Source organism: Pseudomonas sp. JE3303 (assembly GCF_056312565.1).
The window spans coordinates 186,746-212,362 of sequence record NZ_JBWGIF010000001.1; the positions used below are offsets into that span (position 1 = coordinate 186,746).

At 63.2% G+C, this 25,617-nt stretch carries 26 protein-coding genes and 1 pseudogene; 9 read left to right on the forward strand and 18 right to left on the reverse strand.

The features are described from left to right. Positions 1-6 precede the first annotated feature (6 nt). The 4 genes from AC0ZZU_RS00925 to exbB form a co-directional block, all read right to left on the reverse strand. Complete coding sequence (locus AC0ZZU_RS00925) at positions 7-927, reverse strand: LysR substrate-binding domain-containing protein (RefSeq protein ID WP_476338346.1); 921 nt, start codon at positions 925-927, stop codon at positions 7-9. 93 nt (positions 928-1,020) lie between these two features. Next, positions 1,021-1,755, reverse strand: coding sequence for an energy transducer TonB (locus tag AC0ZZU_RS00930; RefSeq protein WP_158461002.1), 735 nt, complete (start codon positions 1,753-1,755; stop codon positions 1,021-1,023). Next, positions 1,752-2,180, reverse strand: a complete 429-nt coding sequence (gene exbD / locus AC0ZZU_RS00935; RefSeq protein WP_476338347.1) for a TonB system transport protein ExbD — start codon at positions 2,178-2,180, stop codon at positions 1,752-1,754. The genes AC0ZZU_RS00930 and exbD overlap by 4 nt, the downstream gene beginning before the upstream one ends. Before the next feature lie 3 nt (positions 2,181-2,183). After that, positions 2,184-3,155 carry a tonB-system energizer ExbB gene (exbB, locus tag AC0ZZU_RS00940; RefSeq protein WP_476338348.1) on the reverse strand — a complete coding sequence of 324 codons (972 nt, stop codon included), beginning with the start codon at positions 3,153-3,155 and terminating at the stop codon, positions 2,184-2,186. Positions 3,156-3,345: 190 nt separating this feature from the next. Between exbB and AC0ZZU_RS00945 the strand changes: the two genes are divergently transcribed. Beyond that, entirely contained in the window at positions 3,346-4,200 is an 855-nt protein-coding gene (locus AC0ZZU_RS00945) for an NAD-dependent epimerase/dehydratase family protein (RefSeq protein ID WP_476338349.1), read from the forward strand. 31 nt (positions 4,201-4,231) lie between these two features. Here AC0ZZU_RS00945 and AC0ZZU_RS00950 read toward each other — a convergent pair whose 3' ends face one another. The 5 genes from AC0ZZU_RS00950 to AC0ZZU_RS00970 all read right to left on the reverse strand — a co-directional run bounded on the left by AC0ZZU_RS00950 (position 4,232) and on the right by AC0ZZU_RS00970 (position 8,921). Beyond that, the gene (locus tag AC0ZZU_RS00950) at positions 4,232-4,966 is read right to left on the reverse strand and encodes a hypothetical protein (protein ID WP_476338350.1); all 735 of its coding nucleotides are present in this window, start codon (positions 4,964-4,966) and stop codon (positions 4,232-4,234) included. A 56-nt stretch (positions 4,967-5,022) separates the two neighbouring features. Then, positions 5,023-5,403, reverse strand: coding sequence for a RidA family protein (locus AC0ZZU_RS00955; protein WP_158461007.1), 381 nt, complete (start codon positions 5,401-5,403; stop codon positions 5,023-5,025). 23 nt (positions 5,404-5,426) lie between these two features. Beyond that, a complete protein-coding gene (spoT, locus tag AC0ZZU_RS00960; RefSeq protein ID WP_476338351.1) occupies positions 5,427-7,535 on the reverse strand; it encodes a bifunctional GTP diphosphokinase/guanosine-3',5'-bis pyrophosphate 3'-pyrophosphohydrolase in 2,109 nt (702 codons plus the stop codon). 60 nt (positions 7,536-7,595) lie between these two features. Then, the gene (rpoZ, locus tag AC0ZZU_RS00965; RefSeq protein WP_324123080.1) at positions 7,596-7,859 is read right to left on the reverse strand and encodes a DNA-directed RNA polymerase subunit omega; all 264 of its coding nucleotides are present in this window, start codon (positions 7,857-7,859) and stop codon (positions 7,596-7,598) included. 186 nt (positions 7,860-8,045) lie between these two features. Further along, a complete protein-coding gene (locus AC0ZZU_RS00970) occupies positions 8,046-8,921 on the reverse strand; it encodes a LysR family transcriptional regulator (protein ID WP_476338352.1) in 876 nt (291 codons plus the stop codon). 288 nt (positions 8,922-9,209) lie between these two features. Here AC0ZZU_RS00970 and AC0ZZU_RS00975 point away from each other — a divergent pair, with 288 nt between their 5' ends. Beyond that, positions 9,210-10,757 (forward strand): APC family permease, encoded by a 1,548-nt coding sequence (locus tag AC0ZZU_RS00975; RefSeq protein WP_476338353.1) that lies wholly within the window; start codon positions 9,210-9,212, stop codon positions 10,755-10,757. A gap of 121 nt (positions 10,758-10,878) precedes the next feature. Here the strand turns inward: AC0ZZU_RS00975 and gmk are convergent, their stop codons facing one another. Together gmk and AC0ZZU_RS00985 are read right to left on the reverse strand one after the other, a co-directional pair. Then, on the reverse strand, positions 10,879-11,499 hold the full coding sequence (gene gmk, locus AC0ZZU_RS00980; protein ID WP_476338355.1) for a guanylate kinase: 621 nt from the start codon (positions 11,497-11,499) through the stop codon (positions 10,879-10,881). A gap of 12 nt (positions 11,500-11,511) precedes the next feature. After that, positions 11,512-12,375, reverse strand: coding sequence for a YicC/YloC family endoribonuclease (locus AC0ZZU_RS00985; RefSeq protein ID WP_476338357.1), 864 nt, complete (start codon positions 12,373-12,375; stop codon positions 11,512-11,514). A 225-nt stretch (positions 12,376-12,600) separates the two neighbouring features. Here AC0ZZU_RS00985 and rph point away from each other — a divergent pair, with 225 nt between their 5' ends. Then, the gene (rph, locus tag AC0ZZU_RS00990; protein WP_476338358.1) at positions 12,601-13,323 is read left to right on the forward strand and encodes a ribonuclease PH; all 723 of its coding nucleotides are present in this window, start codon (positions 12,601-12,603) and stop codon (positions 13,321-13,323) included. A 68-nt stretch (positions 13,324-13,391) separates the two neighbouring features. Here the strand turns inward: rph and AC0ZZU_RS00995 are convergent, their stop codons facing one another. Beyond that, positions 13,392-14,171: an exodeoxyribonuclease III gene (locus tag AC0ZZU_RS00995; protein ID WP_476338359.1), complete on the reverse strand. Its 780-nt coding sequence runs from the start codon at positions 14,169-14,171 to the stop codon at positions 13,392-13,394. A gap of 81 nt (positions 14,172-14,252) precedes the next feature. Here AC0ZZU_RS00995 and pyrE point away from each other — a divergent pair, with 81 nt between their 5' ends. Next, positions 14,253-14,894: an orotate phosphoribosyltransferase gene (gene pyrE, locus AC0ZZU_RS01000; protein WP_476338360.1), complete on the forward strand. Its 642-nt coding sequence runs from the start codon at positions 14,253-14,255 to the stop codon at positions 14,892-14,894. Between the two features lie 66 nt (positions 14,895-14,960). Here the strand turns inward: pyrE and argB are convergent, their stop codons facing one another. From argB to coaBC, 4 genes and pseudogenes are all read right to left on the reverse strand, one after another. Further along, positions 14,961-15,866: an acetylglutamate kinase gene (gene argB / locus AC0ZZU_RS01005; protein WP_476338361.1), complete on the reverse strand. Its 906-nt coding sequence runs from the start codon at positions 15,864-15,866 to the stop codon at positions 14,961-14,963. Positions 15,867-15,896: 30 nt separating this feature from the next. After that, positions 15,897-17,273: pseudogene (locus AC0ZZU_RS01010) on the reverse strand (phosphomannomutase/phosphoglucomutase); the annotation flags it as partial. Between the two features lie 133 nt (positions 17,274-17,406). Then, a complete protein-coding gene (gene dut / locus AC0ZZU_RS01015) occupies positions 17,407-17,862 on the reverse strand; it encodes a dUTP diphosphatase (protein ID WP_158461019.1) in 456 nt (151 codons plus the stop codon). A 9-nt stretch (positions 17,863-17,871) separates the two neighbouring features. Then, the gene (coaBC, locus tag AC0ZZU_RS01020; protein ID WP_476338362.1) at positions 17,872-19,080 is read right to left on the reverse strand and encodes a bifunctional phosphopantothenoylcysteine decarboxylase/phosphopantothenate--cysteine ligase CoaBC; all 1,209 of its coding nucleotides are present in this window, start codon (positions 19,078-19,080) and stop codon (positions 17,872-17,874) included. A 128-nt stretch (positions 19,081-19,208) separates the two neighbouring features. Between coaBC and radC the strand changes: the two genes are divergently transcribed. After that, positions 19,209-19,895 carry a RadC family protein gene (gene radC, locus AC0ZZU_RS01025; RefSeq protein ID WP_476338364.1) on the forward strand — a complete coding sequence of 229 codons (687 nt, stop codon included), beginning with the start codon at positions 19,209-19,211 and terminating at the stop codon, positions 19,893-19,895. On the opposite strand, the gene AC0ZZU_RS01030 is transcribed toward radC, so the two are convergent. Next, entirely contained in the window at positions 19,879-21,468 is a 1,590-nt protein-coding gene (locus AC0ZZU_RS01030; protein WP_476338365.1) for an ABC transporter substrate-binding protein, read from the reverse strand. The two genes, radC and AC0ZZU_RS01030, sit on opposite strands and share 17 nt — an antisense overlap. A gap of 363 nt (positions 21,469-21,831) precedes the next feature. Here AC0ZZU_RS01030 and rpmB point away from each other — a divergent pair, with 363 nt between their 5' ends. Together rpmB and rpmG are read left to right on the forward strand one after the other, a co-directional pair. After that, a complete protein-coding gene (rpmB, locus tag AC0ZZU_RS01035) occupies positions 21,832-22,068 on the forward strand; it encodes a 50S ribosomal protein L28 (RefSeq protein WP_150803776.1) in 237 nt (78 codons plus the stop codon). An 11-nt stretch (positions 22,069-22,079) separates the two neighbouring features. Then, positions 22,080-22,235, forward strand: a complete 156-nt coding sequence (gene rpmG / locus AC0ZZU_RS01040; RefSeq protein WP_013793373.1) for a 50S ribosomal protein L33 — start codon at positions 22,080-22,082, stop codon at positions 22,233-22,235. A 102-nt stretch (positions 22,236-22,337) separates the two neighbouring features. Here the strand turns inward: rpmG and AC0ZZU_RS01045 are convergent, their stop codons facing one another. Then, on the reverse strand, positions 22,338-22,700 hold the full coding sequence (locus AC0ZZU_RS01045; RefSeq protein WP_476338367.1) for a cupin domain-containing protein: 363 nt from the start codon (positions 22,698-22,700) through the stop codon (positions 22,338-22,340). Positions 22,701-22,896: 196 nt separating this feature from the next. Here AC0ZZU_RS01045 and AC0ZZU_RS01050 point away from each other — a divergent pair, with 196 nt between their 5' ends. Both AC0ZZU_RS01050 and AC0ZZU_RS01055 read left to right on the forward strand, forming a co-directional pair. Then, positions 22,897-24,390, forward strand: coding sequence for an aldehyde dehydrogenase (locus tag AC0ZZU_RS01050; protein WP_476338369.1), 1,494 nt, complete (start codon positions 22,897-22,899; stop codon positions 24,388-24,390). A gap of 63 nt (positions 24,391-24,453) precedes the next feature. Next, positions 24,454-25,617 (forward strand): MFS transporter, encoded by a 1,164-nt coding sequence (locus AC0ZZU_RS01055; protein ID WP_476339094.1) that lies wholly within the window; start codon positions 24,454-24,456, stop codon positions 25,615-25,617.

Genomic DNA, 25,617 nt, shown 5'->3' on the forward strand with positions numbered 1-25,617 from the left:
GCGGGCCTACTGGTCTGCCGGTGGCTTGGCGACCGAGCACAGGCGGATCGAGTCGGCAAGGATCTCGATGGCCTTGGGCCGCGGGAAGCTGGCGCGCCAGGCAATGGCGACGGTGCGGAACGGCGCGGGCGACGTCAGCGGGCGCACCTCGATCACGCCTGGGGCATAGTGGTGGCTGTGCACCGCCGACAGCGGCAGGATCGACACGCCCAGGCCGGACGCCACCATGTGGCGGATGGTTTCCAGCGAGCTCGACTCGACCGTGGTGTGCCGCGCGCCCTCGCTGCCCTTGGTCAGGGTCGGGCAGGCTTCCAGCACCTGGTCGCGGAAGCAGTGGCCCTCGCCGAGCAGGAGCAGGCTCTTGTCGTTGAGCAGCGCCGCATCGATGCTTTCCTTTCTGGTCCATGGATGCTCGCTCGGCATCAGCACGTAGAAGGGTTCGTCGTAGAGCGGCAAGGTCAGGACATCGGCTTCGTTGAACGGCAGCGCGATGATCACCGCGTCCAGTTCACCGTTGCGCAGCTTGTCGCGGAGCACGTGGGTGAAGTTTTCCTCGATGTACAGCGGCATCTGCGGGGCGACCCGGTGCAGCTGCGGGATAAGGTGCGGGAAGAGGTAGGGGCCGACGGTATAGATGGCACCGACTTTCAGGGGGGCCGTCAGCTGGTTCTTGCCAGCTTGGGCGAGCTCGCGGATACCTTGAGCTTGCTCCAGTACCTTCTGCGCCTGGGCAACGATGCCTTCGCCGACCGGGGTCAGGCGCACCGCGCTCTTGCTGCGCTCGAAGATCAGTACGCCAAGCTCGTCCTCAAGCTTCTTCACCCCGACCGACAGGGTCGGCTGGCTGACGTGGCAACGTTCGGCGGCATGGCCGAAGTGCTGCTCCTGGGCGAGGGTGACGATGTAGCGTAGTTCTGTGAGGGTCATAACGTGCGTCCATGAAGTTGCGGCCCCAGCATAGCGGCTGCAATCGATAGACGCACGTTATCAGACTTGCCGTTACGTGACAGAAGCAATGTATCAGCGTCTGTCCAGCGAGTAGACGAAGGGTGCTACCACTTCAATACTGCCGTTGTTCAACAGCTCCTGCGGCGGTTTGGGTACCGGCTGGGCCTTGCGGATCATTTCAAGCGTGGCCCGGTCCAGCGCCGCACTGCCTGAGCCACCGGCGAGTGAGTACGACAGGATCTTGCCTTCGCCGTCGACCACGAATCGCAGACGGTTGATACCCTGCAGGCCGCGGCGACGCGCGTCTTCGGGGTAACGCTTGTACTTGCTCAGGTGACGCAGCAGATCGCTCTGCCAGGTTGGCAGGGCCTTGCTGTTGGACGCAATGCTCGGTGCCGGTGCCTGGGATTTCTGTGGTGGCGCGGTGCTTGGGGGCGTATCGACCACTTCTTCGGCCGGTGGCTTTTCCTGCGGCGGCTCAGGCTTTTTCTCGGGCTTGGGCGGCTGCGGTTTGGCCTTGGGCTTTACTGGCTTGGCGACAGCGATCTTCGGCTTCGGGGCCTCCACCAACTTGGGCAGCGGCGGCTCTTCGACCGGCGCGGGTGGTTGAGGCGTGACGACCTTCGGTGGCGGAGGCGGCGCGGGCTCCGGGAGCGGTGCCAGTTCGACCATCATGGCTGCCGGAGGCAGTTCGACAGCCTGGGGCACCGACCAGTTGAGCGCGAGCAGCACAGCGACGGCATGAAGACCCAGCACAATCGCCAGGCTACCGCTATAACGCGCCAGAATATGCCGCGACTTTGTCATTTCTTGGCTGCCGTCTCGAGTCCGACCAGACCGACCTTGAGGTAGCCGGCCGCACGCATGGTGTTCATCACTTCCATCAGGTCACCGTAGTCCACGCCCTTGTCGGCCTGGAAGAAGATGGTGGTTTCCTTGTCGCCCTTGGTCTTGGCATCGAGCATCGCGCCAAGCTGGCTGGCTTGCGGAACCTGGTCATCGCCGACATACAGTTTCTGGTCGGCCTTGACGCTGACGAACACCGGTTTTTCCGGCCTTTGCGCGGGCTTGGCCGTCGAGGCGGGCAGGTCGACCTTGATGTCGACCGTGGCCAGCGGGGCGGCGACCATGAAGATGATCAACAGCACCAGCATCACATCGATGAAGGGCGTAACGTTGATCTCGTGGTTTTCGGCGAGGTCGTCGCCACCTTCGTTCAGATGCAGGCCCATGGCTTACCCCACTTTCACCATGTGCGGAGCGGAGCGCTCGCTGGACTGATGGTCCAGGTCGCGGCTGACCAGCAGCAGCACCTGCGCCGAAGCGTCGGACACCTGTGCCTTGTAGCCGGCGATGGAGCGGGCGAAGACGTTGTAGATGACCACGGCAGGGATCGCGGCTACCAGGCCCAGGGCGGTCGCCAGCAGGGCTTCGGCGATACCGGGGGCGACCACGGCCAGGTTGGTGGTCTGGGTCTTGGCGATGCCGATGAAGCTGTTCATGATGCCCCATACGGTACCGAAGAGGCCGACGAATGGCGCGGTGGAGCCGATGGTAGCCAGCACCCCGGTGCCGCTGCTCATGTTGCGGCCGCTCGCGGCGACGAGGCGTTCCAGGCGGAAGCTCACACGTTCCTTGATGCCTTCCTTCTCGCGGGCATTGACCGACAGACGCATCTCTTCCAGGGCGTCATGGACCAGCAAGTGCGCCAGGGTGCCTTCCTTGTTGGAGACTTCGCTGGCTTGCTTGAGACTGGCGGACTTCTTCAGCACGGCGATCTCGCCACGCAGACGGCGCTTGGCACCCATCAGTTCGAAGCCCTTCGCGATCCAGATGGTCCAGGTGATGATCGAGGCAATAGCCAGGCCGATCATCACGATCTTGACGACGATGTCAGCGTTTTTATACATGCCCCATGGCGAGAGGTCATGAGCCATGCCCAGGGTGGTATCTTCGACCAGGGCTTCAACGTTCTCGCCTGCTGCAGGTGCTGCGCCGTCCACGGGGGCGGCGGGAGCAGCGGCCGTCACAGGTGCAGCAGCAGTGGCGGCAGCTGGCGCTGCGGCTTCGGTCGGTGCATTGGCTGCCGGCGCGACTGGCTCTTCGGCCATCGCAGCGGGGGCCAGCACCAGGCTGAACATCAGCGCGGCGATGGCGCGCCAGGCGCGCGATGTGGTTGGCGAAGCGGAGGGTTGAGTACGTGTCATGCTGGCCGGACCTGATGAAGAGAAAGAGTGGATGTCCTTCAAGGCCTCGAGGCAGGCCGAGAACAAAATGAGGGCGCCATTATTGCAATTAATTCTTGTTAGCAGAAGTAATAAAGTTACTTTTTTTACCAATGACAGGCCGTACATCGTCTGATCAGGTCAGTCCGGATGGAAGGATCGGGAGTTTTTAATGTCAGAGATTTCTGCACTAATTGTGGGATGTGGCGATGTTGGCGGTCGGCTAGGCCAACTCTTGTTGGCGGAAAACTGGCATGTCAGCGGCATGCGCCGGTCCGTCGGTGAGCTGCCGGAGGGCGTCCAGCCGATTCGCGCCGACCTCGCCAATGCTTCCTGCCCCGAAGCGTGGCCGGTGAAGGCACCTGACTATGTCGTGTATTGCGTTGCCGCCAGCCAGCATGATGAGGCGGGCTATCAGGCCGCTTATGTCGACGGGCTGCGCAATGTGCTGCGCTGGCTGGAGGAGAAGGGTCAACGGCCGCGGCGCTTGCTTTTCGTCTCCAGCAGCAGCGTGTTTGCCCAGCAGGGCGGGGAGTGGGTCGATGAGACCTCTGCCACCGAGCCTGTGGGATATTCGGGCCGACTCATGCTGGAAGCGGAACAGCTCGCTTTGCACAGCGGTTTCCCCGCCAGCTGGGTCCGTCTGACGGGCATCTACGGGCCAGGCAGGGAGTGGCTGCTCGGTCAGGTGCGGCAGGGCTACAGAGTCGCTGAGGATCCTCCCCTGTATGGCAATCGTATTCACGCGCAAGATGCGGCGGGGCTGCTGGCCTATCTGCTGCAGGCCGATGCTCGGGGCGTGGTGCTGGACGACGGCTATATAGGCGTGGATGACGCGCCGGCACCGCTGGCCGAGGTTGTAGGCTGGTTGCGCGAGTACCTGGGCGTTACCGAATGGTCAGACCAGCAACGGGTGCGGCGCACGGGCAGCAAGCGCTGCAGCAACGCAAGGGCTCGTGCGCTGGGATGGGCGCCGCAGTATCCGACCTACAAGGAGGGTTACGCAGCGATCCTCAAGTGTCTTTGAAGTGGCTTTGTGTGCAAGCGACAGTGACGGATCAGTCCCGTTCCAGCAACCACTGCCGCGCACCGGGCTTCAGCTGCGGCATTTCGTCGGGTTGCGCGGCGTTTAGCGCCTGGAAGATCTCCAGGGTGTCTCCATCACGGGTGAAAATCCACGGATTGCCTTGTTGGTTACGCTCCAGCCACAGACTGTCGTGCGGGCCGCTGATGCTGGCGCAATCGCCCGCCAGGCACAGGGCATAACGGGTCAGGTCTGGAAGTCCATCCACGCTGCCGTTGTCGGCGAAACGTACCATGCCACCCTTGCCCGGCCCCTCTACGATCTCCCAGTCACCGCCCAGGTAGGCGCCGTAAAGCGCCTTCTCGAAACTGCTGCCCACCGGTGCACCTGCAGGCGCCAACACCGAGGCTTTCTCGAATTGCTGCTTGGGCGTGCTCTGCCCGGCCGCCTGGACCAGTTCGTCACCGTCAAGCGCAAGCTGTTCGCTGTGCTCGCCTCCGAACGCTACCTGCCATTGTTTATCAGTGGCGCTCAACTGGCCTTCGACAACCTCGAAGCCATTGCTGAAGATGGCGCGCTGGTTGGCCGTGTCCACCTTCCATTCGAAATTGGGACCGTTGCTGGCCAGGGCCTGGCGCAGGCCTACGCCCTTGGCGGCAGCATCGATGGCGCCCTGGTTGATCCAGGTGCCATTGTAGTCTTCGGGCTTGTGGCTGGCGCAGCCGCCCAGGAGCAGGGCTGCCAGCGAGAGGGTAAGTGCTTGGCGCATGAGGGGGCCTTAAGGGGAGGGCGGCAGCGGGCATCCAAGCCCGCTGCCCAAGGGCTTTACTCGAGGACCAGGATGGCGTCCATTTCGACTTGCGAACCACGTGGCAGGGCTGCCACGCCAATGGCGGCGCGTGCCGGGTAAGGCTGCTCGAAGTAGCGGCCCATGACCTCATTGACCTTGGCGAAGTGGCCAAGGTCGGTCAGGAAGATGTTCAGCTTGACGATATCCTTGAACGAACCGCCTGCGGCCTCGGCCACTGCCTTGAGGTTCTCGAAGACCTGCACGGTCTGGGCCTCGAAGCCCTCGACCAGCTCCATGGTTTTCGGGTCCAGCGGGATCTGGCCGGACATGTAGACGGTGTTGCCGGCCTTGATCGCCTGGGAATAGGTACCGATGGCGGCAGGTGCCTTGTCGCTGGTGATGACGGTCTTGGTCATGTTGACTCCTTGCGGTTGGCGGACTACGTACGCATCCGGGTGATGCGGATCACGCCGGTCAATGTACGCAGTTTCTTGATCACGCGGGCCAGGTGCACGCGGTCGTGTACGCTGACCACCAACTGGACCACGCTTATTCGACCATCGCGTTCGTCCATGCTGATCTTTTCGATGTTGCCGTCGGCGGCATTGACACTGCTTGCCAGCAGGGCAATCAGGCCGCGCTGGTGTTCAAGCTCGACGCGCAGCTCGACATTGAACTCTCCGGTGACGTCCTTGGCCCATGAGAGCTGCAGGCACTTTTCCGGATTGTGTCGGATTTCGCTGATATTGCGGCAGTTTTCGAGATGCACCACCATGCCTTTGCCCGCCGACAGATGACCGACGATCGGGTCACCCGGAATAGGCGTGCAGCACTTGGCGTAGCTGAGCACCAGGCCCTCGGTACCGCGGATGGCCAGCGGGCTCTCGGGACTCTGCAGCTGCTCGCCTTCGACGGAGAGCAGCCGGCGGGCAACCACATAAGCCATGCGGTTGCCCAGGCCGATGTCCTCGAGCAGGTCCTCGACCAGCTCCAGGCGGTATTCGATCAGAATGGCCTGGATGCGCTCGTGGGCGATCTTGTCCAGGTTGCTGTCGAAGCCCGTCAGCACCTTGTTGAGCAAGCGCTCGCCCAGGTTTATCGACTCTGAACGGCGCTGTTGCTTGAGCGCATGGCGGATATGCGTGCGCGCCTTGCCGGTGACCACGAAGTTGAGCCAGGCGGGATTGGGACGCGCGCCCGGTGCGCTGACGATCTCCACTGTCGAGCCGCTTTGCAGGGCTTCGGACAACGGCGCGAGGCGCCGGTTGATGCGGCATGCGATGCAGCTGTTGCCGACGTCGGTGTGCACCGCGTAAGCGAAGTCGACCGCGGTGGAGCCTTTGGGCAGCTCCATGATGCGTCCCTTGGGGGTGAACACGTAGACCTCGTCCGGGAACAGGTCGATCTTTACGCTCTCGATGAATTCGAGGGAGTTGCCCGCGCGCTGCTGCATTTCCAGCACGCCCTTGACCCACTGGCGGGCACGGGCATGACTGCTCTTGGGCTGCTCGTCGTCGCTGGACTTGTACAGCCAGTGCGCGGCGATACCGTTGTTGGCCATCTCTTCCATCTCGCGGGTGCGGATCTGGATTTCGATGGGCACACCGTGCATGCCGAACAGCGTGGTATGCAGTGACTGGTAGCCGTTGGCCTTGGGAATCGCGATGTAGTCCTTGAAGCGGCCCGGCAGCGGCTTGTACAGGTTGTGCACGGCGCCGAGCACGCGATAGCAGGTGTCGACCTTGTCCACGATGATGCGGAACGCATACACGTCCATGATTTCGTTGAAGGCACGGCGCTTGCCGCGCATCTTCTTGTAGATGCCATAGAGGTGCTTCTGCCGGCCGCTGACCTCGCCCTCGATGCTGTCCACGGCCAGGCAATGGGCCAGGGACTGCTCGATCTTGTTGACGATTTCCTTGCGGTTGCCGCGGGCGCGCTTGACCGCCTGGTAGATGCGCGCGGAGCGCATCGGGTGCATGGCCTTGAAACCCAGGTCCTCGAATTCGACACGCACGCTGTGCATGCCCAGGCGGTTGGCGATGGGGGCGTAGATCTCGAGGGTTTCCTTGGCGATGCGACGGCGCTTTTCGCCCGACAGCACTTCAAGGGTGCGCATGTTGTGCAGGCGGTCGGCCAGCTTGACCAGGATCACGCGGATGTCGCGCGCCATGGCCATGGCCATCTTCTGGAAGTTCTCGGCCTGGGCCTCGGCCTTGGTCTCGAAGTTCATCTGGGTCAGCTTGCTGACCCCGTCGACCAGTTCGGCAACGGTTTCGCCAAACTGCGAGCAGAGAGCCTCTTTGGCGATGCCGGTGTCTTCGATCACATCGTGCAGCATGGCGGCCATCAGGCTCTGATGGTCCATGTGCATGTCGGCGAGGATGCTGGCCACCGCCAATGGGTGGGTCACATAGGCTTCGCCGCTGCGGCGGCGTTGGCCGTCGTGGGCTTGTTCAGCGTAGAAATACGCCCGGCGCACCAGGTTGACCTGGTCGGCGCCGAGGTAGGCCGACAGACGATCGGCGAGGACATCTATGCTCGGCACAGGATCACCTCCAGCCGAGGAACGGGGACCTGCGCCGCACAACGTCGACCAGGCATAGACTTAGACGGCCTCGTTGGCCTCGTCCTCGAACGCGGCGAATACCGGATCTTCGGTGACGATGTCTTCAGCGGCAATGAACTCTGGTGTCACGATGCCTTCGGCGATTTCGCGCAGGGCAACAACGGTAGGCTTGTCGTTTTCCCATGCCACGCGTGGCTCTTTACCACCGGTAGCCAGCTGACGGGCACGCTTGGTAGACAGCATGACCAGCTCAAAGCGGTTATCCACGTGTTCTAGGCAATCTTCAACGGTTACGCGGGCCATGGTCTTCCTCGTAGCAAATACAATATGCGCAGTACCCAGAATGGGCGGGCGGACTCGACAGTTTAAAAAATCACCAGCCATTAGGGAAGGGCTGATTTCAGTTCCGCCGTCGCCCTGGTGCTGCCGTGCACAGCGTGAGGCCGACAATACCGGCTTCCAGGGCCGCAGCACAACCACTGCCGAGCGCTATCGAGTCATCGCGTCGCGCAGCCTCGGGGTGAGCTCTTCGAACAGCGTCTGCACCGAGCGCAGCGCGCGGCAGTCTGGGCGCGTCAGCAGCCACAGCTGGGTATCGCAGCCGGGCAGCGGCTCGCTCAGCGCCTCCACGCCCGGCAGGCCCTGCACCATGTAGTCGGCCAGCGCCGCCACACCCATGCCCGTTGTCACGAGCTGGGCAATGGTGGACATGCCGCTGCAGTGGTAGCGCGGGATCAGGCCAGGGAACTGCCGGTTACGCCAGACCACCGTCGGGTGGTCCTGCATGGCGTCGTCCGGGCCGATCCACGGCACGCTGGCGGGTGACTCGGCCAGGCGCTGACGAAACTCCGGCCTGCCGCAGATCACATAGGAGGTCGAGCCCAGGCAGCGGCCTACCAGATGCTCGGGCGGCGTGTTGGTCAGGCGCAGGGCGATGTCGGCATCGCGCCGGCTGAGGTTGGCGAAGGTGTTGGAGGTGCCCATTTCCAGCGACAGGGCAGGGTAGCTGGGCATGAAGCTCGCCAACGCGGGCAGCAGCAAGCTGTGCAGCACGGCTTCGGTGCAGGTCACGCGCACGGTGCCGCTGACCACCTGCTCGCCGCAGGTGAGGGCGATGCGCGCGGCATCCAGGGCCTGCTCGGCGCGCTCTGCCTGTTCTGCCAGCGCCTTCGCGGTATCAGTCGGCAGGTAACCCTTGCGGCTCTTGACGAACAGCGCCGTGCCCAGGGCCGACTCCAGCCGTCTGATCGAGCGGAAAACCGTCGAAACATCGACCTTCAGCAACTCGGCGGCCTTGGCCAGGGAGCGGCCGCGCTCTAGGGCGAGGACGAGAGAGAGGTCGGCATGGGTGATCTGGTATTGCATGGGCGCACGCTCTGCTTGCCTAAATGCCAATGTCTGTTGCGTTAGGGCCATTTTATAGTGAAACGGCATCCGGTAATCAATTCATACGGATGTCACAGGTTTGTGCAGGTGTCCGCACCTGGGCAAGCATTCCCCACGATGGGAATCGCCAATAACAACAGCATCAGCCATCATTGCGCGCGAATCGCAGGCCTCACCTCCTCACCCCTTGCAGCAAGCTTTCAATGAGTGAAAGCGCCTTCCCTGGGAGGCCTTTGAAAACAATACCAATATCGATGGCAAATACTCATGAGCGAATACACTGAAGCCGCCCGACCTCCCGATGCGGGTGGGCAGGAGGGCATTACTGGCCAAGCCTCCGGCAAAGGCCTGGCCAAGGGCCGCCTTGGCCTGCTGGCCAGCGTGGTGCTGGGCATTTCCACGATTGCACCGGTCTACACCCTGACCGGCGCCCTCGGCCCCACCGTGCGGGAGGTCGGCGCCCACTTGCCGGCGGTGTTCATCGTCGGCTTCCTGCCGATGCTGCTGGTCGCCCTGGGCTACCGCGAACTCAATGCGGCCGAGCCTGACAGCGGTACTTCTTTCACCTGGTCGGCAAGGGCCTTCGGGCCAATGATCGGCTGGATCGGGGGGTGGGGGCTGGTAACCGCCACCACGATCGTGCTGTCGAACCTCGCGGGCGTCGCGGTCGACTTCTTCTATCTGTTTCTCGGGCAGATCACCGGCAGCCACGAGGTGGCTGCGCTAAGCGACAACCTGCTGGTCAATATCAGTACCTGCTGCGTGTTCATCGCCCTGGCAGTGTGGATCTGTTGTCGCGGCATGGGCACGACGATGACGGTGCAGTACGGCCTGGTCGCACTGCAGCTGGTGGTGCTGATCGGCTTTGCCATGGCAGCGTTCGGTGAAACCAGCGCGCCGCCGCCGCTGCAGTTCGATCTCGACTGGTTCAACCCCTTTGGCGTCGAGTCGTTCTCGGCCTTTACCGCAGGCCTTTCACTGTCGATCTTCATTTTCTGGGGCTGGGACGTATGCCTGACCGTCAGCGAAGAATCGGTGGGCAGCGAAGAGGTGCCAGGCAAGGCTGCCACCATGACCGTGTTGCTGATCCTTGGACTGTATCTGGTCACCGACATCGCCACGCTGCAGTTCGCGGGCATTGGTGACATGGGGTTGGGGCTCGGGAATCCGCGTATCCAGGAAAACGTCTTTGCGCACCTGGCGGGGCCGGTCATGGGGCCGCTGGCGATCCTGATGTCCATCGCTGTGCTGGCAAGTACCGCAGCCTCGCTGCAGTCGACCTTCGTCTCGCCTGCGCGCACGTTGCTGGCCATGGGTTATTACGGCGCCGTTCCGCAGCGTTTCGCCAGGGTCTGCCCGCGTTCGCAGACCCCGCGCTACGCAACGATCTGTGCCGGTGTCGCGGCCGCAGTGTTCTACGTGACCATGCGTACCCTCAGCGAAAACGTGCTGGCCGACACCATCACGGCGCTGGGCATGATGATCTGTTTCTACTACTCGCTGACGGCCTTTGCCTGCGTCTGGTACTTCCGCCGCAGCTTGTTCGACAGTGTCCGCCACTTTCTGATGCGCGGCGTGTGCCCGCTGGTGGGAGGCGCGATCCTGTCGGTGATCTTCCTGCAGACGGCCATCGACAGCGCGTCACCGGACTTCGGCAGCGGTTCGCATGTAGGCGGTCTGGGGTTGGTGTTCGTGATCGCGCTGATCATCTCGCTGCTGGGTATCGTGCTGATGGTGCTGTCCCGCTGGCGGGCGCCGGCGTACTTCCTGGGAGCGACGCTGCATCAGCAAGCGACGGTGCCGGTAAGGGCGTAGGTATCCCATACCGCGGCGCCCCATCGCGGGCAAGCCCGCTCCTACGGGTACCTGTAGGAGCGGGTTTGCCCGCGATGGGGCCGACCGGACAGAGCAGGTATAGCGTCCGAGCGCCTCGGAATCAGGCCAACAGCTCACCCAGCAGCGCGCGATGCCGCTGCTGCTGAACCTTCTGCTCCAGGCGATTGGCCCGGAACACCGCTTTCAGGTCCTCGAGCGCATCGGCGAACTCGTCATTGATGATGAGGTAGTCGTACTCATCAAAATGCGCCATCTCGCTGACCGCTTCCTTCATGCGACCTTCGATGATCTCGTCGCTGTCCTGGCCGCGGTTGTTCAGGCGCTGGCGCAGGGCCTGCTGGCTGGGCGGCAGAATGAAGATCGAGCGGGCCTGGGGCATCAGCTTGCGCACTTGCTGGGCGCCTTGCCAGTCGATTTCCAGGATCAGGTCGATGCCCTGGTCAAGGGTCTGCTGCAGCGCGCTGCGGGAGGTGCCATAGAAGTTGCCGAACACCTCGGCGTGTTCCAGGAAGTCGCCCATCGCGATCAGCGACTTGAACTCCACGTGCTCGACGAAGTGATAATTCACCCCGTGCGCCTCGCCCGGGCGCATGGCGCGGGTGGTATGGGAAACCGAGACGCGGATGTTCCGGTCGGCGTCGGTGAGGGCCTTGACCAGGCTGGTCTTGCCGGCGCCCGAGGGCGCGGAGACGATGTAGAGAGTACCGCTGCTGTGATTCATGAGGGGGTGGCCTTACTCGATGTTCTGTACTTGTTCACGCATTTGTTCGATCAGCACCTTGAGGTTGACCGCCGCCTGCGTGCTGCGTGGGTCAAAGGCCTTGGAGCCGAGGGTATTCGCTTCGCGGTTGAGTTCCTGCATCAGGAAGTCCAGGCGCCGTCCGGCAGCACCGCCGGACTTGAGTACCCGGCGTACTTCGGTGACGTGGGTGCTGAGGCGGTCGAGCTCTTCGGCAACGTCACTCTTCTGCGCAAGCAGGACCATTTCCTGCTCCAGGCGCTGCGGGTCCAGCTCGGCCTTCAGGTCGCCGAAACGGTCGATGATCTTCTGCCGCTGGGCCGCCAGCATCTGGGGCACCAGGGCGCGCAGGGTGGTGACCTCGGTGGCCATGTTGTCGAGACGCTCGTTGATCAGCCGGGCAAGCTCCGCGCCTTCACGGCTGCGGCCCGCCTTGAGCTCTTCGAGGGCTTCCTCGAACAGCGCGACCGCCTCGGCATTGAGTGCCTGCGGGTCGCTGGCGTCGGCCACCAGCACGCCGGGCCAGGCCAGCACTTCCAGCGGGTTGAGCGCGGCGGGCTGCTTGATCAGGCTGGCCACGGTCTCGGCGGCGGCGACCAACTGCGCGGCGCGCTCACGGTCGACCTGCAGCGGCTTGCCGGTGCTGTCTTCGTTCAGGCGCAGCGTGCATTCCACCTTGCCGCGCGACACGCCCTGGCGCAGGCCTTCGCGAACCGCGCCCTCCAGCTCGCGCAGAGCCTCGGGCAGGCGCAGGTGGGGTTCGAGGTAGCGATGGTTGACCGAACGGAGCTCCCAGACCAGGGTGCCTTGGCTGCCAGCGCGCTCGACACGAGCAAAAGCGGTCATGCTGTGCACCATGGGGATTACCTCGCGAAGTCGATGAACAGGGTGAGCCCTTCGGGCTGCAAGGCGCAGGATTGTAGCGCAGTGCGGCGCCAGCGCCCAATCATGGGGCGCCACAAACCTGCCGAAAGGCTACGCAAAAGCGCCTTCAGGCAAGACCCTGCGACAATAGGCATGTCCTCACGGCACCTGGGGCTTTATACTGGCGGGCAGATTCAAGTCCCAGTACAGGTATCCCAAATGAAACGTCCAAGTGGTCGCGCCGCCGATCAGCTCCGCTCGATCCGCATCACCCGCAACTACACCAAGCACGCCGAGGGGTCGGTACTGGTCGAGTTCGGCGACACCAAGGTCGTCTGCACGGTCAGCGTCGAAAATGGTGTTCCACGCTTCCTCAAGGGCAAGGGCCAGGGCTGGCTGACGGCCGAGTACGGCATGCTGCCGCGCTCCACTGGCGAGCGTAACCAGCGCGAAGCCAGCCGTGGCAAGCAGGGCGGCCGCACCCTCGAGATCCAGCGCCTGATCGGCCGTTCGCTGCGCGCCGCTCTCGACATGAGCAAGCTGGGCGAAATCACACTGTACGTCGACTGCGACGTGATCCAGGCCGACGGCGGTACCCGCACCGCCTCGATCACTGGCGCCATGGTCGCCCTGGTCGACGCTCTGCGCGTGGTCAAGAAGCGTGGCGGCCTCAAGGGCGGCGATCCGCTCAAGCACATGATCGCTGCCGTTTCGGTAGGCATGTACCAGGGTGAGGCGGTACTCGACCTCGACTACCTGGAGGACTCGGCTGCGGAGACTGACCTCAACGTGGTCATGACCAGTGCTGGCGGCTTCATCGAAGTCCAGGGCACCGCCGAGGGCGCCCCGTTCCAGCCTGAAGAGCTCAACGCCATGCTGGCGCTGGCGCAGAAAGGCATGACCGACCTGTTCGACATGCAGAAAGCGTCGCTGGCCGACTGATCGACAAGGTCACGCCAGACATGAAAAAGCCGACGCGAAGTCGGCTTTTTTGTGCCCGTTGCCCATCGTCAGATGGTCAGCGTCCAGTCGTAGTCCACGATCAGTGGCGCGTGCTGGGAGAATCGCGGCTGACGCGGCAACCGGGCGCTACGCACGAAGCGCCGCAGGCCTGGTGTGAGCACCTGGTAGTCGAAGCGATAGCCCAGGTTGAGCATTTCAGCCTGTTCGTTGTCCGGCCACCAACTGTACTGATCGCCTTCACGGCTGACTTCACGCAGGGCATCGACATAGCCCATTTCGCCAATGATCGCGTCCATCCAGGCACGCTCCGGCGGCAAGAAGCCTGGCGACTGCTGGCTGTCGCGCCAGTTCTTGATGTCGAGTTTCTGCTGCGCCACATAGAGCGAGCCGCAGTAGATATATTCGCGACGCTTGCGTCGCTGCTTGTCGAGGTACTTGGCGAAGTCGTCCATCAACTTGAATTTCTGGTTCAAGTCGTCGTCGCCGTTCATTCCCGATGGCAGCAGCAAGGTTGCGATGCTTACCTTGTCGAAATCGGCCTGCAGGTAACGCCCGTAACGGTCGGCTGTCTCGAAGCCCAGGCCTGTGATGACTGCCTTGGGCTGCAACCGCGAATAAAGAGCCACGCCCCCTTGGGCAGGCACTTCCGCATCGCAGGCATAAAGGAAATAGCCATCTAGCTGAAAAGCTGGGTCGTCGAGTTCAAAGGCCGAGGCGCGGGTATCCTGAAGACAGATGACGTCGGCATTCTGGGCTTGTAGCCAGCTGAGCAATCCACGCTCGGCCGCAGCCTGAATGCCATTTACGTTCACACTGATGATCCGCATAAATGGCCCCAAAAATCACGTGCGTGTATGATACCCGAGCTCAACTCATTTAGCTAAATCCGTGGTTATCCGGGACTTCTCATGCAGCCGTATCAGCGCGACTTCATTCGTTTTGCCATCGATCGCGGTGTTCTGCGCTTCGGTGAGTTCACCCTCAAGTCGGGGCGCACCAGCCCATACTTCTTCAATGCCGGCCTGTTCAACAGCGGTTCGGCACTGGCCCAGCTAGGACGTTTCTATGCCGCGGCCATCGTCGACAGCAAGATTCCCTTCGATGTCCTGTTCGGCCCGGCCTACAAGGGTATTCCCCTGGCGGCAACCACCGCCGTTGCCTTGGCCGAGCACCATGACCTTGACCTGCCATGGTGTTTCAACCGCAAGGAAGCCAAGGCCCACGGCGAAGGCGGCAGCCTGGTCGGCGCACCGTTGGAAGGCAACGTACTGATCATCGACGACGTGATCACTGCGGGTACCGCGATCCGTGAGGTGATGCAGATCATTGGCGCCCAGCAGGCCAAGGCCGCCGGCGTATTGATCGCGTTGAACCGCGAGGAGCGTGGCAATGGCGAGCTGTCGGCGATCCAGGAAGTGGAGCGTGACTTCGGGATTCCGGTAGTCAGCATTGTTTCGCTGACCCAGGTGCTGGAATTCCTGGCGGACGATCCGCAGCTCAAGCAGCATCTGCCGGCAGTGCAGGCGTATCGCGAGGAGTACGGGATCTGAGATTCCGAAAATAAAAAAGGCGACCTGGAGGTCGCCTTTTTTTTGCCGTGTCCGGGCGGGCCTCGATCAGTGCCGCTTCCGATTGCTGATCAAGGTACCCACACCGCTGTCGGTGAAAATCTCCAGCAGAACAGCATTCGGCACGCGGCCATCGATGATGTGCGAGCTGTTGACCCCACCCTGCACCGCCTCGAGCGCGCACTTGATCTTCGGCAGCATGCCGCCGTAGATGGTGCCGTCCGCGATCAGCTCGTCGACCTGCTCGGTGGTCAGGCCGGTCAGCACCTGGCCCTGCTTGTCCATCAGGCCGGCAATGTTGGTCAGCAGCATCAGCTTCTCTGCTTGCAGCGCCTCGGCCACCTTGCCCGCTACCAGGTCGGCGTTGATGTTGTACGACTCACCGTTGGCGCCCACGCCGATAGGCGCGATCACCGGGATGAAGTCGCCACGCACCAGCATGTTCAGCAGCTCGGTGTTCACCCCCACGACTTCGCCCACATGGCCGATGTCGATGATCTCAGGCGTGGTCATGTCCGGGGTCTGACGCGAGACGGTGAGTTTCTTGGCGCGGATCAGCTCCGCGTCCTTGCCGGTCAGGCCGATGGCGCTGCCGCCGTGGCGGTTGATCAGGTTGACGATGTCCTTGTTGACCTGGCCCCCCAGCACCATCTCGACCACGTCCATGGTCTGCGCGTCGGTGACACGCATGCCATCGATGAAGTGGCTTTCGATCGACAGGCGCTTGAGCAGATCACCGATCTGCGGGCCGCCGCCATGCACGACCACCGGGTTGATACCCACGGCCTTCATCAGCACGATGTCACGGGCAAAGCCGGTCTTGAGCTCTTCGCTCTCCATCGCGTTGCCGCCGTACTTGATCACCAGGGTCTTGCCGACAAAGCGGCGAATGTATGGCAGCGCTTCGGACAGTACCTGGGCGACATGGGAAGCGGCATCGCGATCGAGGGTCATGCAGGGCTCCAGTGAGCAACAGTTAATCGGTCAGAACGGCAGTTGCAGCTCAGGGGCAACCTTGAGCAACTGTTCGCGGAAAACATCCTTGATACGTTGCAGCTCGGCGTCGCTGTCGGCCTCGAAGCGCAGCACCAGCACCGGCGTGGTGTTGGACGCGCGGACCAGGCCCCAGCCGTTGGCGTAGTCAACCCGCACACCATCGATGGTGGTCAGGCTGGCATCACCCCAGGCGGCGTCGCGTTGCAGCGCATCAATGATGCTGAATTTACCCTCGTCGGTCACATCAATGTTGATTTCGGGTGTGGAAATATCGTTCGGGAAAGCGGCGAACAGGGTTTCGGCGTCCTGGTTGGCCTTGCTGAGGATCTCCAGCAGGCGCACGGCGCTGTAGATACCGTCGTCGAAACCGTACCAGCGCTCCTTGATGAAGATGTGCCCGCTCATTTCACCGGCCAGCAGCGAGCCGGTCTCTTTCATTTTCTTCTTGATCAGCGAGTGACCAGTCTTCCACATCAGGGCGCGGCCACCGTACTGCTCGATCAACGGAGTCAGGCGGCGGGTGCATTTGACGTCGAAGATGATCTCGGCGCCGGGGTTGCGCTCGAGTACGTCCTGGGCGAACAGCATCAGCAGACGGTCGGGATAGACGATGTTGCCGGTGTTGGTCACTACGCCCACGCGGTCGCCGTCGCCGTCGAAGGCCAGGCCGATATCGGCACCGGTCTCCTTGACCTTGGCGATCAGGTCGACGAGGTTTTCAGGCTTGCCCGGGTCGGGATGGTGATTAGGGAAGTTGCCATCGACGTCGCAGAACAGCGGGATGACCTCGCAGCCCAAGGCTTCGATCAGCTGGGGGGCGATGACCCCGGCGGCGCCGTTGCCGCAGTCGACCACGACCTTCAGCGGCTTGGCCAGCTTGATGTCGGCGGTGATCTGCTGGAAGTAGCGCTCGAGAATCTCGACCTTTTCGACACGGCCTTCGCCGCGGGACAGGTCGTTGGTGCGCAGACGGGTAAGCAGGGCCTGGATCTGCTCGTTGGCGAGCGTGTCGCCTGCGATGACGATCTTGAAGCCGTTGTAGTCAGACGGATTGTGACTGCCGGTCAGCATCACCCCGGACTTGCCCGCCAGCACGTTGGCGGCGTAGTACAGGGCAGGCGTCGGCACCAGGCCGACATCGCTGACCTGGCAACCGGCTTCGACCAGGCCCTTGATCAGCTGTTCGACCAGCATGGGGCCCGAGAGGCGGCCATCACGGCCGACCGAGACCTGGGGCTCGCCCTGGGCCAGGCTTTGCGCGCCAATGGCACGGCCGATCCAGTAGGCCGTCTCGCCGGTCAGGGTCTTGCCGACCACGCCGCGGATGTCATAGGCGCGGAAGATGCTGTCAGGCAGCGCGGATGCCAGGTGGGCCATGTCGTTCATCTCGGGTGCTCCAATAGTCAAAGGCTGTCTGGGCGGAACAAAAACTGAACGCTTGGACGGCGATTTGGCCAGAGAGTTCGCCATCCATGGCCCCAACGGTCGTGCAATCGGCTCAGTGGCTGCCGGAGTGACCGAAGCCGCCAGCACCACGCTGGCTTTCGTCGAAGGCCTCGACGATGTCGAAATGCGCCTGTACCACGGGTACCAGCACCAGCTGCGCGATACGCTCGCCGACGGCGATGGTGAACGGGGTCTGGCCGCGGTTCCAGCAGGAGACCATCAGTTCGCCCTGGTAGTCCGAGTCGATCAGGCCAACCAGGTTACCCAGCACGATGCCGTGCTTATGGCCGAGCCCCGAGCGCGGCAGGATCAGCGCGGCAAGGCCGGGATCGCCGATGTAGATCGACAGCCCGGTGGGGATGAGCAGGGTCTGGCCTGGCTCGAGCACGGTGTCCTGCTGGAGCATGGCGCGCAGGTCGAGGCCGGCAGAGCCGGGGGTGGCGTACTGCGGCAGCGGGAAGTCGCCGCCGATGCGCGGGTCGAGGATCTTGGCTTGTAGAGCGTGCATGTAAACGTATCAGACCTGATTGAGCCGTTCGGCGATGAAGGCGACCAGTTGGCGGGCGATCTTGCCCTTGCTGGTCTGCGCAAAGAGGGTTTCGTGCTGCTGGCGGTCGATCACGGTCAGGGCGTTTTCCTCGCTGTTGAAGCCGATGCTGGGGTTGGCCACATCATTGGCGACGATCAGGTCGAGGTTCTTGTCCTTGAGCTTGCGCGTTGCGTAATCGAGCAGATGTTCGGTCTCGGCGGCAAAGCCGACGCTGAACGGACGGTCGGGGCGGCCAGCAATGGTGGCAAGGATATCCGGATTGCGCACCATCTGCAGCAGCAAGCCGTCGCCGGTCGTAGGGTCTTTCTTGAGTTTCTGCGAGGCGACGACCTCGGGGCGGTAGTCCGCGACTGCCGCAGAGGCGATCAGCAGGTCGCATGGCATGGCCGCTTCGCAGGCTGCGAGCATATCCCGCGCGCTCACCACGTCGATGCGGTTGACCCGGTCAGGGGTCGGCAGGTGTACCGGCCCCGTCACGAGGGTCACCCGGGCACCGGCCTCGGCGGCCGCTTCGGCCAGGGCAAAGCCCATCTTCCCGGAGCTATGATTGGTGATGTAGCGCACCGGATCGATGTTTTCCTGGGTAGGCCCCGCCGTGATCAGCACATGCTTGCCGGTCAGTGACTGGCGCTTGAAGCTTTCGGCCGCGCACCAGGCCAGGTCAGTGGCCTCGAGCATGCGGCCCAGGCCGACGTCGCCACAGGCCTGGCTGCCGGAGGCCGGGCCGAATACCTGGATGCCGCGGCTTTGCAGCAGCTCCAGGTTGGCCTGGGTAGCCGGGTCGCGCCACATGGCCTGGTTCATGGCCGGAGCGACGGCCACGGTGGCGTCGGTGGCCAGCACCAGGGTTGTCAGCAAGTCGTCGGCCATGCCCTGCGCCATGCGCGCCATGAGGTCGGCGGTGGCAGGGGCGATCAACACCAGGTCGGCCCACTTGGCCAGCTCGATATGCCCCATGGCCGCTTCGGCGGCCGGGTCGAGCAGGTCCATGTGGACTGGGTGCCCGGACAGCGCCTGCAGGGTCAGCGGGGTGATGAACTCGGCGCCGCCACGGGTCATGACGACGCGCACTTGCGCGCCATGTTCAAGGAGCCGGCGGATCAGCTCGGCGCTCTTGTAGGCGGCAATGCCGCCACCCACGCCGAGAACGATGCGTTTGCGATACAGCCGCTGCATAGGCTTTGCCTTTTGTTCAGTGAAAGCACGCGACGACAAGCGCTACCTGCGGCAGATCGTCGCTGTAAACGGGACGAAGTAGATTAACACAGCGCTCAAATGCGCCGCAGTAACCCAAAGGAGCGTGTATGCAGATCAGGGAGTGGCCGTCGACCGAACGGCCGAGGGAAAAGTTGATGAAGCAAGGCGCGTCGAGCCTGTCGGACGCCGAATTGCTGGCGGTGTTCCTGGGGTCGGGGGTGCCGGGGCTGAACGTGGTGGACCTGGCGCGCGGACTGCTGGCGCGATTTGGCGGGCTGAGGCAGTTTCTCGAGGCCGGCAGGGCCGAGGTGCTGCGCGAGCCGGGGGTGGGACCGGTGAGGTACAGCCAGTTGCAGGCCGTGATGGAGATCGGGCGGCGGCAGCTGGATGCCACCATCAATCGGGAGTCTGCCCTGGAGAGCGCGACTGCCGTACGGCGCTATCTCAAGTCCATGCTGCGGCACGAGCCCAGCGAGGCCTTTGGCTGCCTGTTCCTGGACAACAAGCACCGGCCGCTGCACTTCGAGATCCTGTTCCGGGGCACCATCAATCACGCCAGCGTCCACCCGCGCGAGGTGGTCCGGCGCTCGCTCGCGCACAACGCGGCAGCGGTGATCCTCTGCCACAACCACCCCTCGGGGGACGCGAGCCCCAGTCAGGCCGACGTGGACATCACGCGCGTGCTCAAGAAGGCCTTGAGCATCGTCGACGTGCGGTTGCTCGACCACATCATCATCGGCGACAGCGAGCCGCTGTCGATGGCCGAGCGTGGGTGTTTCAGCGCGGCGTCCTGACCGTGGAAAAGTCCTGGCGCCCAAACGGACTCACCTTGTACCCCTCGACGCCCTGGCGAGCCAGGACGGCCGCGGTCGGGTGCGCCAGGGGGAGCCACAGGGCCTGCTGCTGGATCAGCGCCTGGGCCTGCTGGTACAGGCGGCTGCGCACGCTCTGGTCGTTGGTGGTACGGCCGGCGCTGATCAGCTGATCGAGCCGGCTGTCGCAGTAGCGGGCGAAGTTGGTGCCTGACTTGACGGCCGAGCAGGCGAATTGCGGGGTCAGGAAGTTGTCCGGGTCACCGTTGTCGCCCGCCCAGCCCATGAACAGCAAGTCATGCTCGCCGGCCTTGGCACGGCGGATCAGCTCGCCCCATTCGATCACGCGGATCTCGGCCTTGATGCCGACCTTGGCAAGGTCTGCCTGCAGCAGTTGCGCCCCGAGATTGGGGTTGGGATTGAGCAGGCTGCCCGACGGACGGGTCCAGATCGTGGTGCTGAAGCCATCGGGCAGGCCGGCCTTGGCCAGCAGCGCCTGGGCTTTTTTCAGGTCGGTGCTGTAGCCGTGAAGGTCCTTGGCATAGCTCCACGTATTGGGCGGGTATGGGCCGCTGGCCGCGGTGCCGGTGTCCTCGAACACGGCCTTGAGGTAGCTCGGCTTGTCGAACGCCAGGTTGATTGCCTGGCGCACCTCGGGTTTGTCCAGCGGCGGGTGCTGGCTGTTGATGGCGACGAATGCGGTCATGAAGGCCGGGGTGCTCTCGACCTTCAGGTTGCCGTCCTTGCCGGCTTCGGCGATGTCCAGCGGCTTGGGCGAGAGCGCGATCTGGCACTCGTTGCGCTTGAGCTTCTGCAGACGCACGTTGGCGTCCGGAGTGATGGCGAAGATCAGCGGGTCGACCGCGGGCTTGCCGGCAAAGTAGTCCGGGTTGGCGCGGTAGCGCACCACGGCGTCCTTCTGGAATCGCTGGAACACGAACGGGCCGGTGCCGATCGGCTGGCTGTTGAGTTTTTCCGGAGTGCCGGCCTTGAGCAACTGGTCGGCGTACTCGGCGGAGTAGATCGAGGCGAAGCCCATGCTCAGGGTTGCGAGGAAGGTCGCATCGGCATGATCCAGGGTAAAGCGCACGGTCTGCGGGCCGGGCGCCTCGATCGACTTGATCAGGCTCGGCAGTTGCAGGGACTGGGCATGCGGGTAGCCGGCCGCGGCGAGTTTATGCCAGGCGTGGGCGGGGAACAGCATGCGCTCGAAGCTGAACAGCACGTCGTCGGCGTTGAGCGCGCGAGACGGCTTGAAGTATTTCGTGGTGTGGAATTTTACCTCCGGACGAAGCTTGAAGTCGTAGACCAGGCCGTCGTTCGACACCGTCCAGCTCTCCGCCAGGCTGGGTACCACCTTGCCTTGCCCGGCGTCGAACTCGACCAGGCGGTTCATCAGCACATCGGCCGAGGCGTTGGTGGTGGTCAGCGAGTTGTACTGGACCACATCGAACCCTTCGGGGCTGGCCTCGGTGCAGACGCTCAGGGGGCCGGCGATGGCGGCCGCAGAGGCGAACAGGGTAGTGAACAAGAGGGGAAAGGCGGCGGCACGCATGGTGGCTCCTTGGCTGATCAATGGCCCATCTGCCAGTGCAGTCTGGAAACGTCCTACCCTAGAGTGCGCATTGGCAAATGACCACACCCTTTTTTACAAATCCTGCGACGAGCGGTCGACAGTCCTGCAGCCGTGTCGCTATGCTGGCCGGGCGCGTCCTGCCTCTGGGCAAAAACAGATATTCTGTTGTTGTGACGTAGTCTTTCTGGTATAAAGCAGCGCTCTTTTCTAGGGGCTCGGCCTGTCGCTTGCGCGAATCCGGTCGATAAGACCCCAACGAAACACGGCGCCTGGCGCCAAAGACTGAGAGATTAAGCGGCCAACCCATGCCGGGTTGGGCATGTGGTTTTAGAGGGCTGAGGCATGTCGAGAGTCTGTCAAGTTACCGGTAAGGGTCCGGTAACTGGGAACAATATTTCCCACGCAAACAACAAAACCCGTCGTCGTTTCCTGCCGAACCTGCAGCATCATCGCTTCTGGGTCGAGTCTGAGAAGCGTTTCGTGCGTCTGCGCGTTTCCGCCAAGGGCATGCGTATCATCGACAAGCGCGGCATTGATGTCGTACTGGTCGAAATTCGCCGTAACGGCGCCAAGGTTTAAGGGAGACAATCATGCGTGAATTGATCCGTCTGGTATCGAGTGCTGGCACTGGCCACTTCTACACCACCGACAAGAACAAGCGCACTACTCCGGACAAGATCGAGATCAAGAAATATGATCCGGTCGTCCGCAAGCACGTGGCGTACAAGGAAGCCAAGATCAAGTAATTGATCCGGCGACCAGAAAAAACCCGCATCCATTGGATGCGGGTTTTTTTTTGCCTGTGACTAGCCCGGGCAAGGCTGCAGAGATCGGTCGGCGAGGGGGCCTTATTGGTTCTGCTCGAACATCGCATAGATCTTGCGGCAGGGCTCGAGCACTTCCCAGGTGCCCTTGAACCCCGCCGGGATGACGAAGCGGTCGCCGCTGCGCAAGGTCTTGGCGCCACCAGCCTCATCGCGCAGGACCGAAACGCCCTGGACGATCTCGCAGTACTCGTGCTCGGTGTAGTTGACCGTCCATTGGCCCACCGCGCCTTCCCACACGCCTGCGGCGAACTGCCCACAGGGACTGGCGTAGTGGTTGTAAACGACTTGGTCCGGCTCGCCCTTGAGGATCTTTTCGGCAGCCGGGCGGTAGCGTTCGGCTTCGGTGAGGGCATGGGCGAAGTCGATAATGGTGTCGATGCTCATCGGAGCGTCCTCGTATTGTTTAATAAAATGAACATATGACGGCTTTTCAGCGGTTTATGTCAAATATATTGATAGTTCACACAGGGTGGTTTAGGGTAGCAGTGGCCTGTTGCGCGTTCGTCGCCGGGCCCGAATTTCTGCCAGCGCCCGTGAGTCCTCAGTGCGGCGTTGCACCTTCATGACAGAGGAGTTTCGTATGACCACCCTGACGCGAGCGGACTGGGAACAGCGTGCCCAACAATTGAACATCGAAGGCCGTGCTTTCATCAATGGCGAGTACACCGCCGCCGCATCCGGTGAAACCTTCGAGTGCGTCAGCCCGGTCGATGGCCGCTTCCTGGCCAAGGTCGCCAGCTGTGACGCCGCCGACGCCCAGCGCGCTGTCGAGAACGCCCGCGCTACCTTCGATTCCGGTGTGTGGTCACGCCTGGCACCGGCCAAGCGAAAGGCCGTGCTGATCCGCTTCTCCGACCTGCTGCGGCAGAACGTCGAAGAACTCGCGCTGCTCGAAACCCTCGACATGGGCAAGCCGATCGGCGACTCCTCGTCCATCGACATCCCTGGCGCTGCCGGCGCCCTGCGCTGGAACGCAGAAGCCATCGACAAGGTCTACGACGAGGTCGCGCCGACCCCACACGACCAGCTAGGCCTGGTGACCCGCGAGCCGGTGGGCGTTGTCGCGGCTATCGTTCCCTGGAACTTCCCCTTGCTGATGGCCAGCTGGAAACTCGGCCCGGCCTTGGCCACCGGCAACTCGGTGGTGCTCAAGCCGTCCGAAAAATCCCCCCTGACCGCCATCCGCATCGCCCAGTTGGCCATCGAGGCGGGTATCCCAGCGGGTGTACTGAACGTGCTGCCTGGCTACGGCCACACCGTTGGCAAGGCCTTGGCCTTGCACATGGACGTGGATACCCTGGTGTTCACCGGCTCGACCAAGATCGCCAAGCAACTGATGATCTACGCCGGCGAGTCGAACATGAAGCGCGTCTGGCTCGAAGCCGGCGGCAAGAGCCCGAACATCGTGTTTGCCGACGCCCCCGACCTGAAGGCCGCTGCCGAGGCCGCTGCCAGCGCCATCGCCTTCAACCAGGGCGAGGTCTGCACCGCGGGCTCGCGCCTGCTGGTCGAGCGTTCGATCAAGGACAGGTTCCTGCCTATGGTGGTCGAGGCCCTGAAAGCCTGGAAACCAGGCAACCCGCTGGATCCTGCCACTACCATCGGTGCACTGGTCGATACCCAGCAGATGAACACCGTACTGTCCTATATCGAAGCGGGCCACAGCGATGGCGCCAAGCTGCTGATCGGCGGCAAGCGTGTCCTTGAGGAAACCGGTGGCACCTATGTCGAGCCGACCATCTTCGACGGCGTGAGCAACGCCATGAAGATCGCCCAGGAAGAAATCTTCGGCCCGGTACTTTCGGTACTGACCTTCGACACCGCCGAAGAAGCCATCGCCATCGCCAACGACACCCCCTATGGCCTGGCCGCTGGCGTGTGGACCGCCGACATCTCCAAGGCTCACCTGACCGCGCGCGCCCTGCGGGCCGGCAGCGTCTGGGTCAACCAGTACGACGGTGGCGACATGACCGCGCCGTTCGGCGGCTTCAAGCAGTCTGGCAACGGCCGCGACAAGTCGCTGCACGCGCTCGACAAGTACACCGAGCTCAAGGCCACCTGGATCAAGCTGTAACGCTGATCGCTGGAGGCTGATACAGCCGGGCCGGCATCTGCCGTCCCGGCTGTTCTGTTTCTGCTGCGCAAGGTCTGGGAGGCTTTGATGCGTTGGGGAAGCTATTTTGCCGTGCTCGCGTCGGTGCTCAGCGTCGGCCTGGCGCTTGGCGTGAGCATGCCGCTGGTGTCGTTGCGCCTGGAGAACTGGGGCTACGGCAGCTTTGCGATCGGCGTGATGGCGGCCATGCCGGCCATCGGCGTCCTGCTTGGGGCGAGTCTCGCCAGTCGCCTGGCCGCTTGGGTTGGCGTGCCCAACGCCATGCGCTTGTGCCTATGGGGGGGTGCACTGGCGATCGGCCTGCTGGCGGTAGTGCCCAGCTATCCTGTGTGGCTGGGCTTGCGCCTGTTGATCGGCATGTCCCTGACGGTGGTGTTCATCCTCGGGGAAAGCTGGATCAACCAGCTGGTGGTGGAGCACTGGCGCGGACGGCTGGTGGCGCTGTATGGCAGCAGCTACGCACTGAGCCAGCTGGCAGGTCCGCTGGTGCTGGGGTTTCTAGGCTCCGAGGATGACTTCGGCTTCTGGGCGGCGACCAGCCTGTTGATCTGCGCGCCCTTGCTGCTGCTGGGACGCGGCGGCGCCCCCAGTACCGAGGCCTGCAGCGTGACTTTGCGCGACCTGGCCGGCTTCTGCCGACGCTTGCCAGTGATCGCCTGGGCCATTGCCCTGTTCGCCGCGTTCGAGGCCATGATCCTGACGTTGTTGCCGGTGTACTGCCTGCAGCAAGGGTTCACCACGGAAGTGGCGCTGTTCATGGTCAGCACCGTAGTGGTGGGGGACGCGGTGCTGCAACTGCCGATTGGCGCGCTGGCCGACCGCATGTCGCGGCGCACGCTGTTCAGCGGCTGTGCGCTGACGCTGCTGGTCTCTAGCCTGATGATTCCGGTACTGCTGTACACGCCTGGGATCTGGCCACTGTGGGTATTGTTTGGCGCGAGTGCCGGAGGATTGTTCACCTTGTCACTGGTGCTGATTGGCGAACGATACCGGGACGACGCTCTGGTACGGGCCAATGCGCACGTAGCGCAGTTGTGGGGGATTGGATGCTTGCTTGGGCCCTTGTTGGCGGGAGCAGGCAGCCAGTGGATCAGCGGGCACGCCCTGCCGCTGCTGATGGCGGCAGGGGCGTTCGGCCTGGTGCTGCTGACAAGGCGGCGTGATGCATTCGAGCCTGCGCCTGCCTGA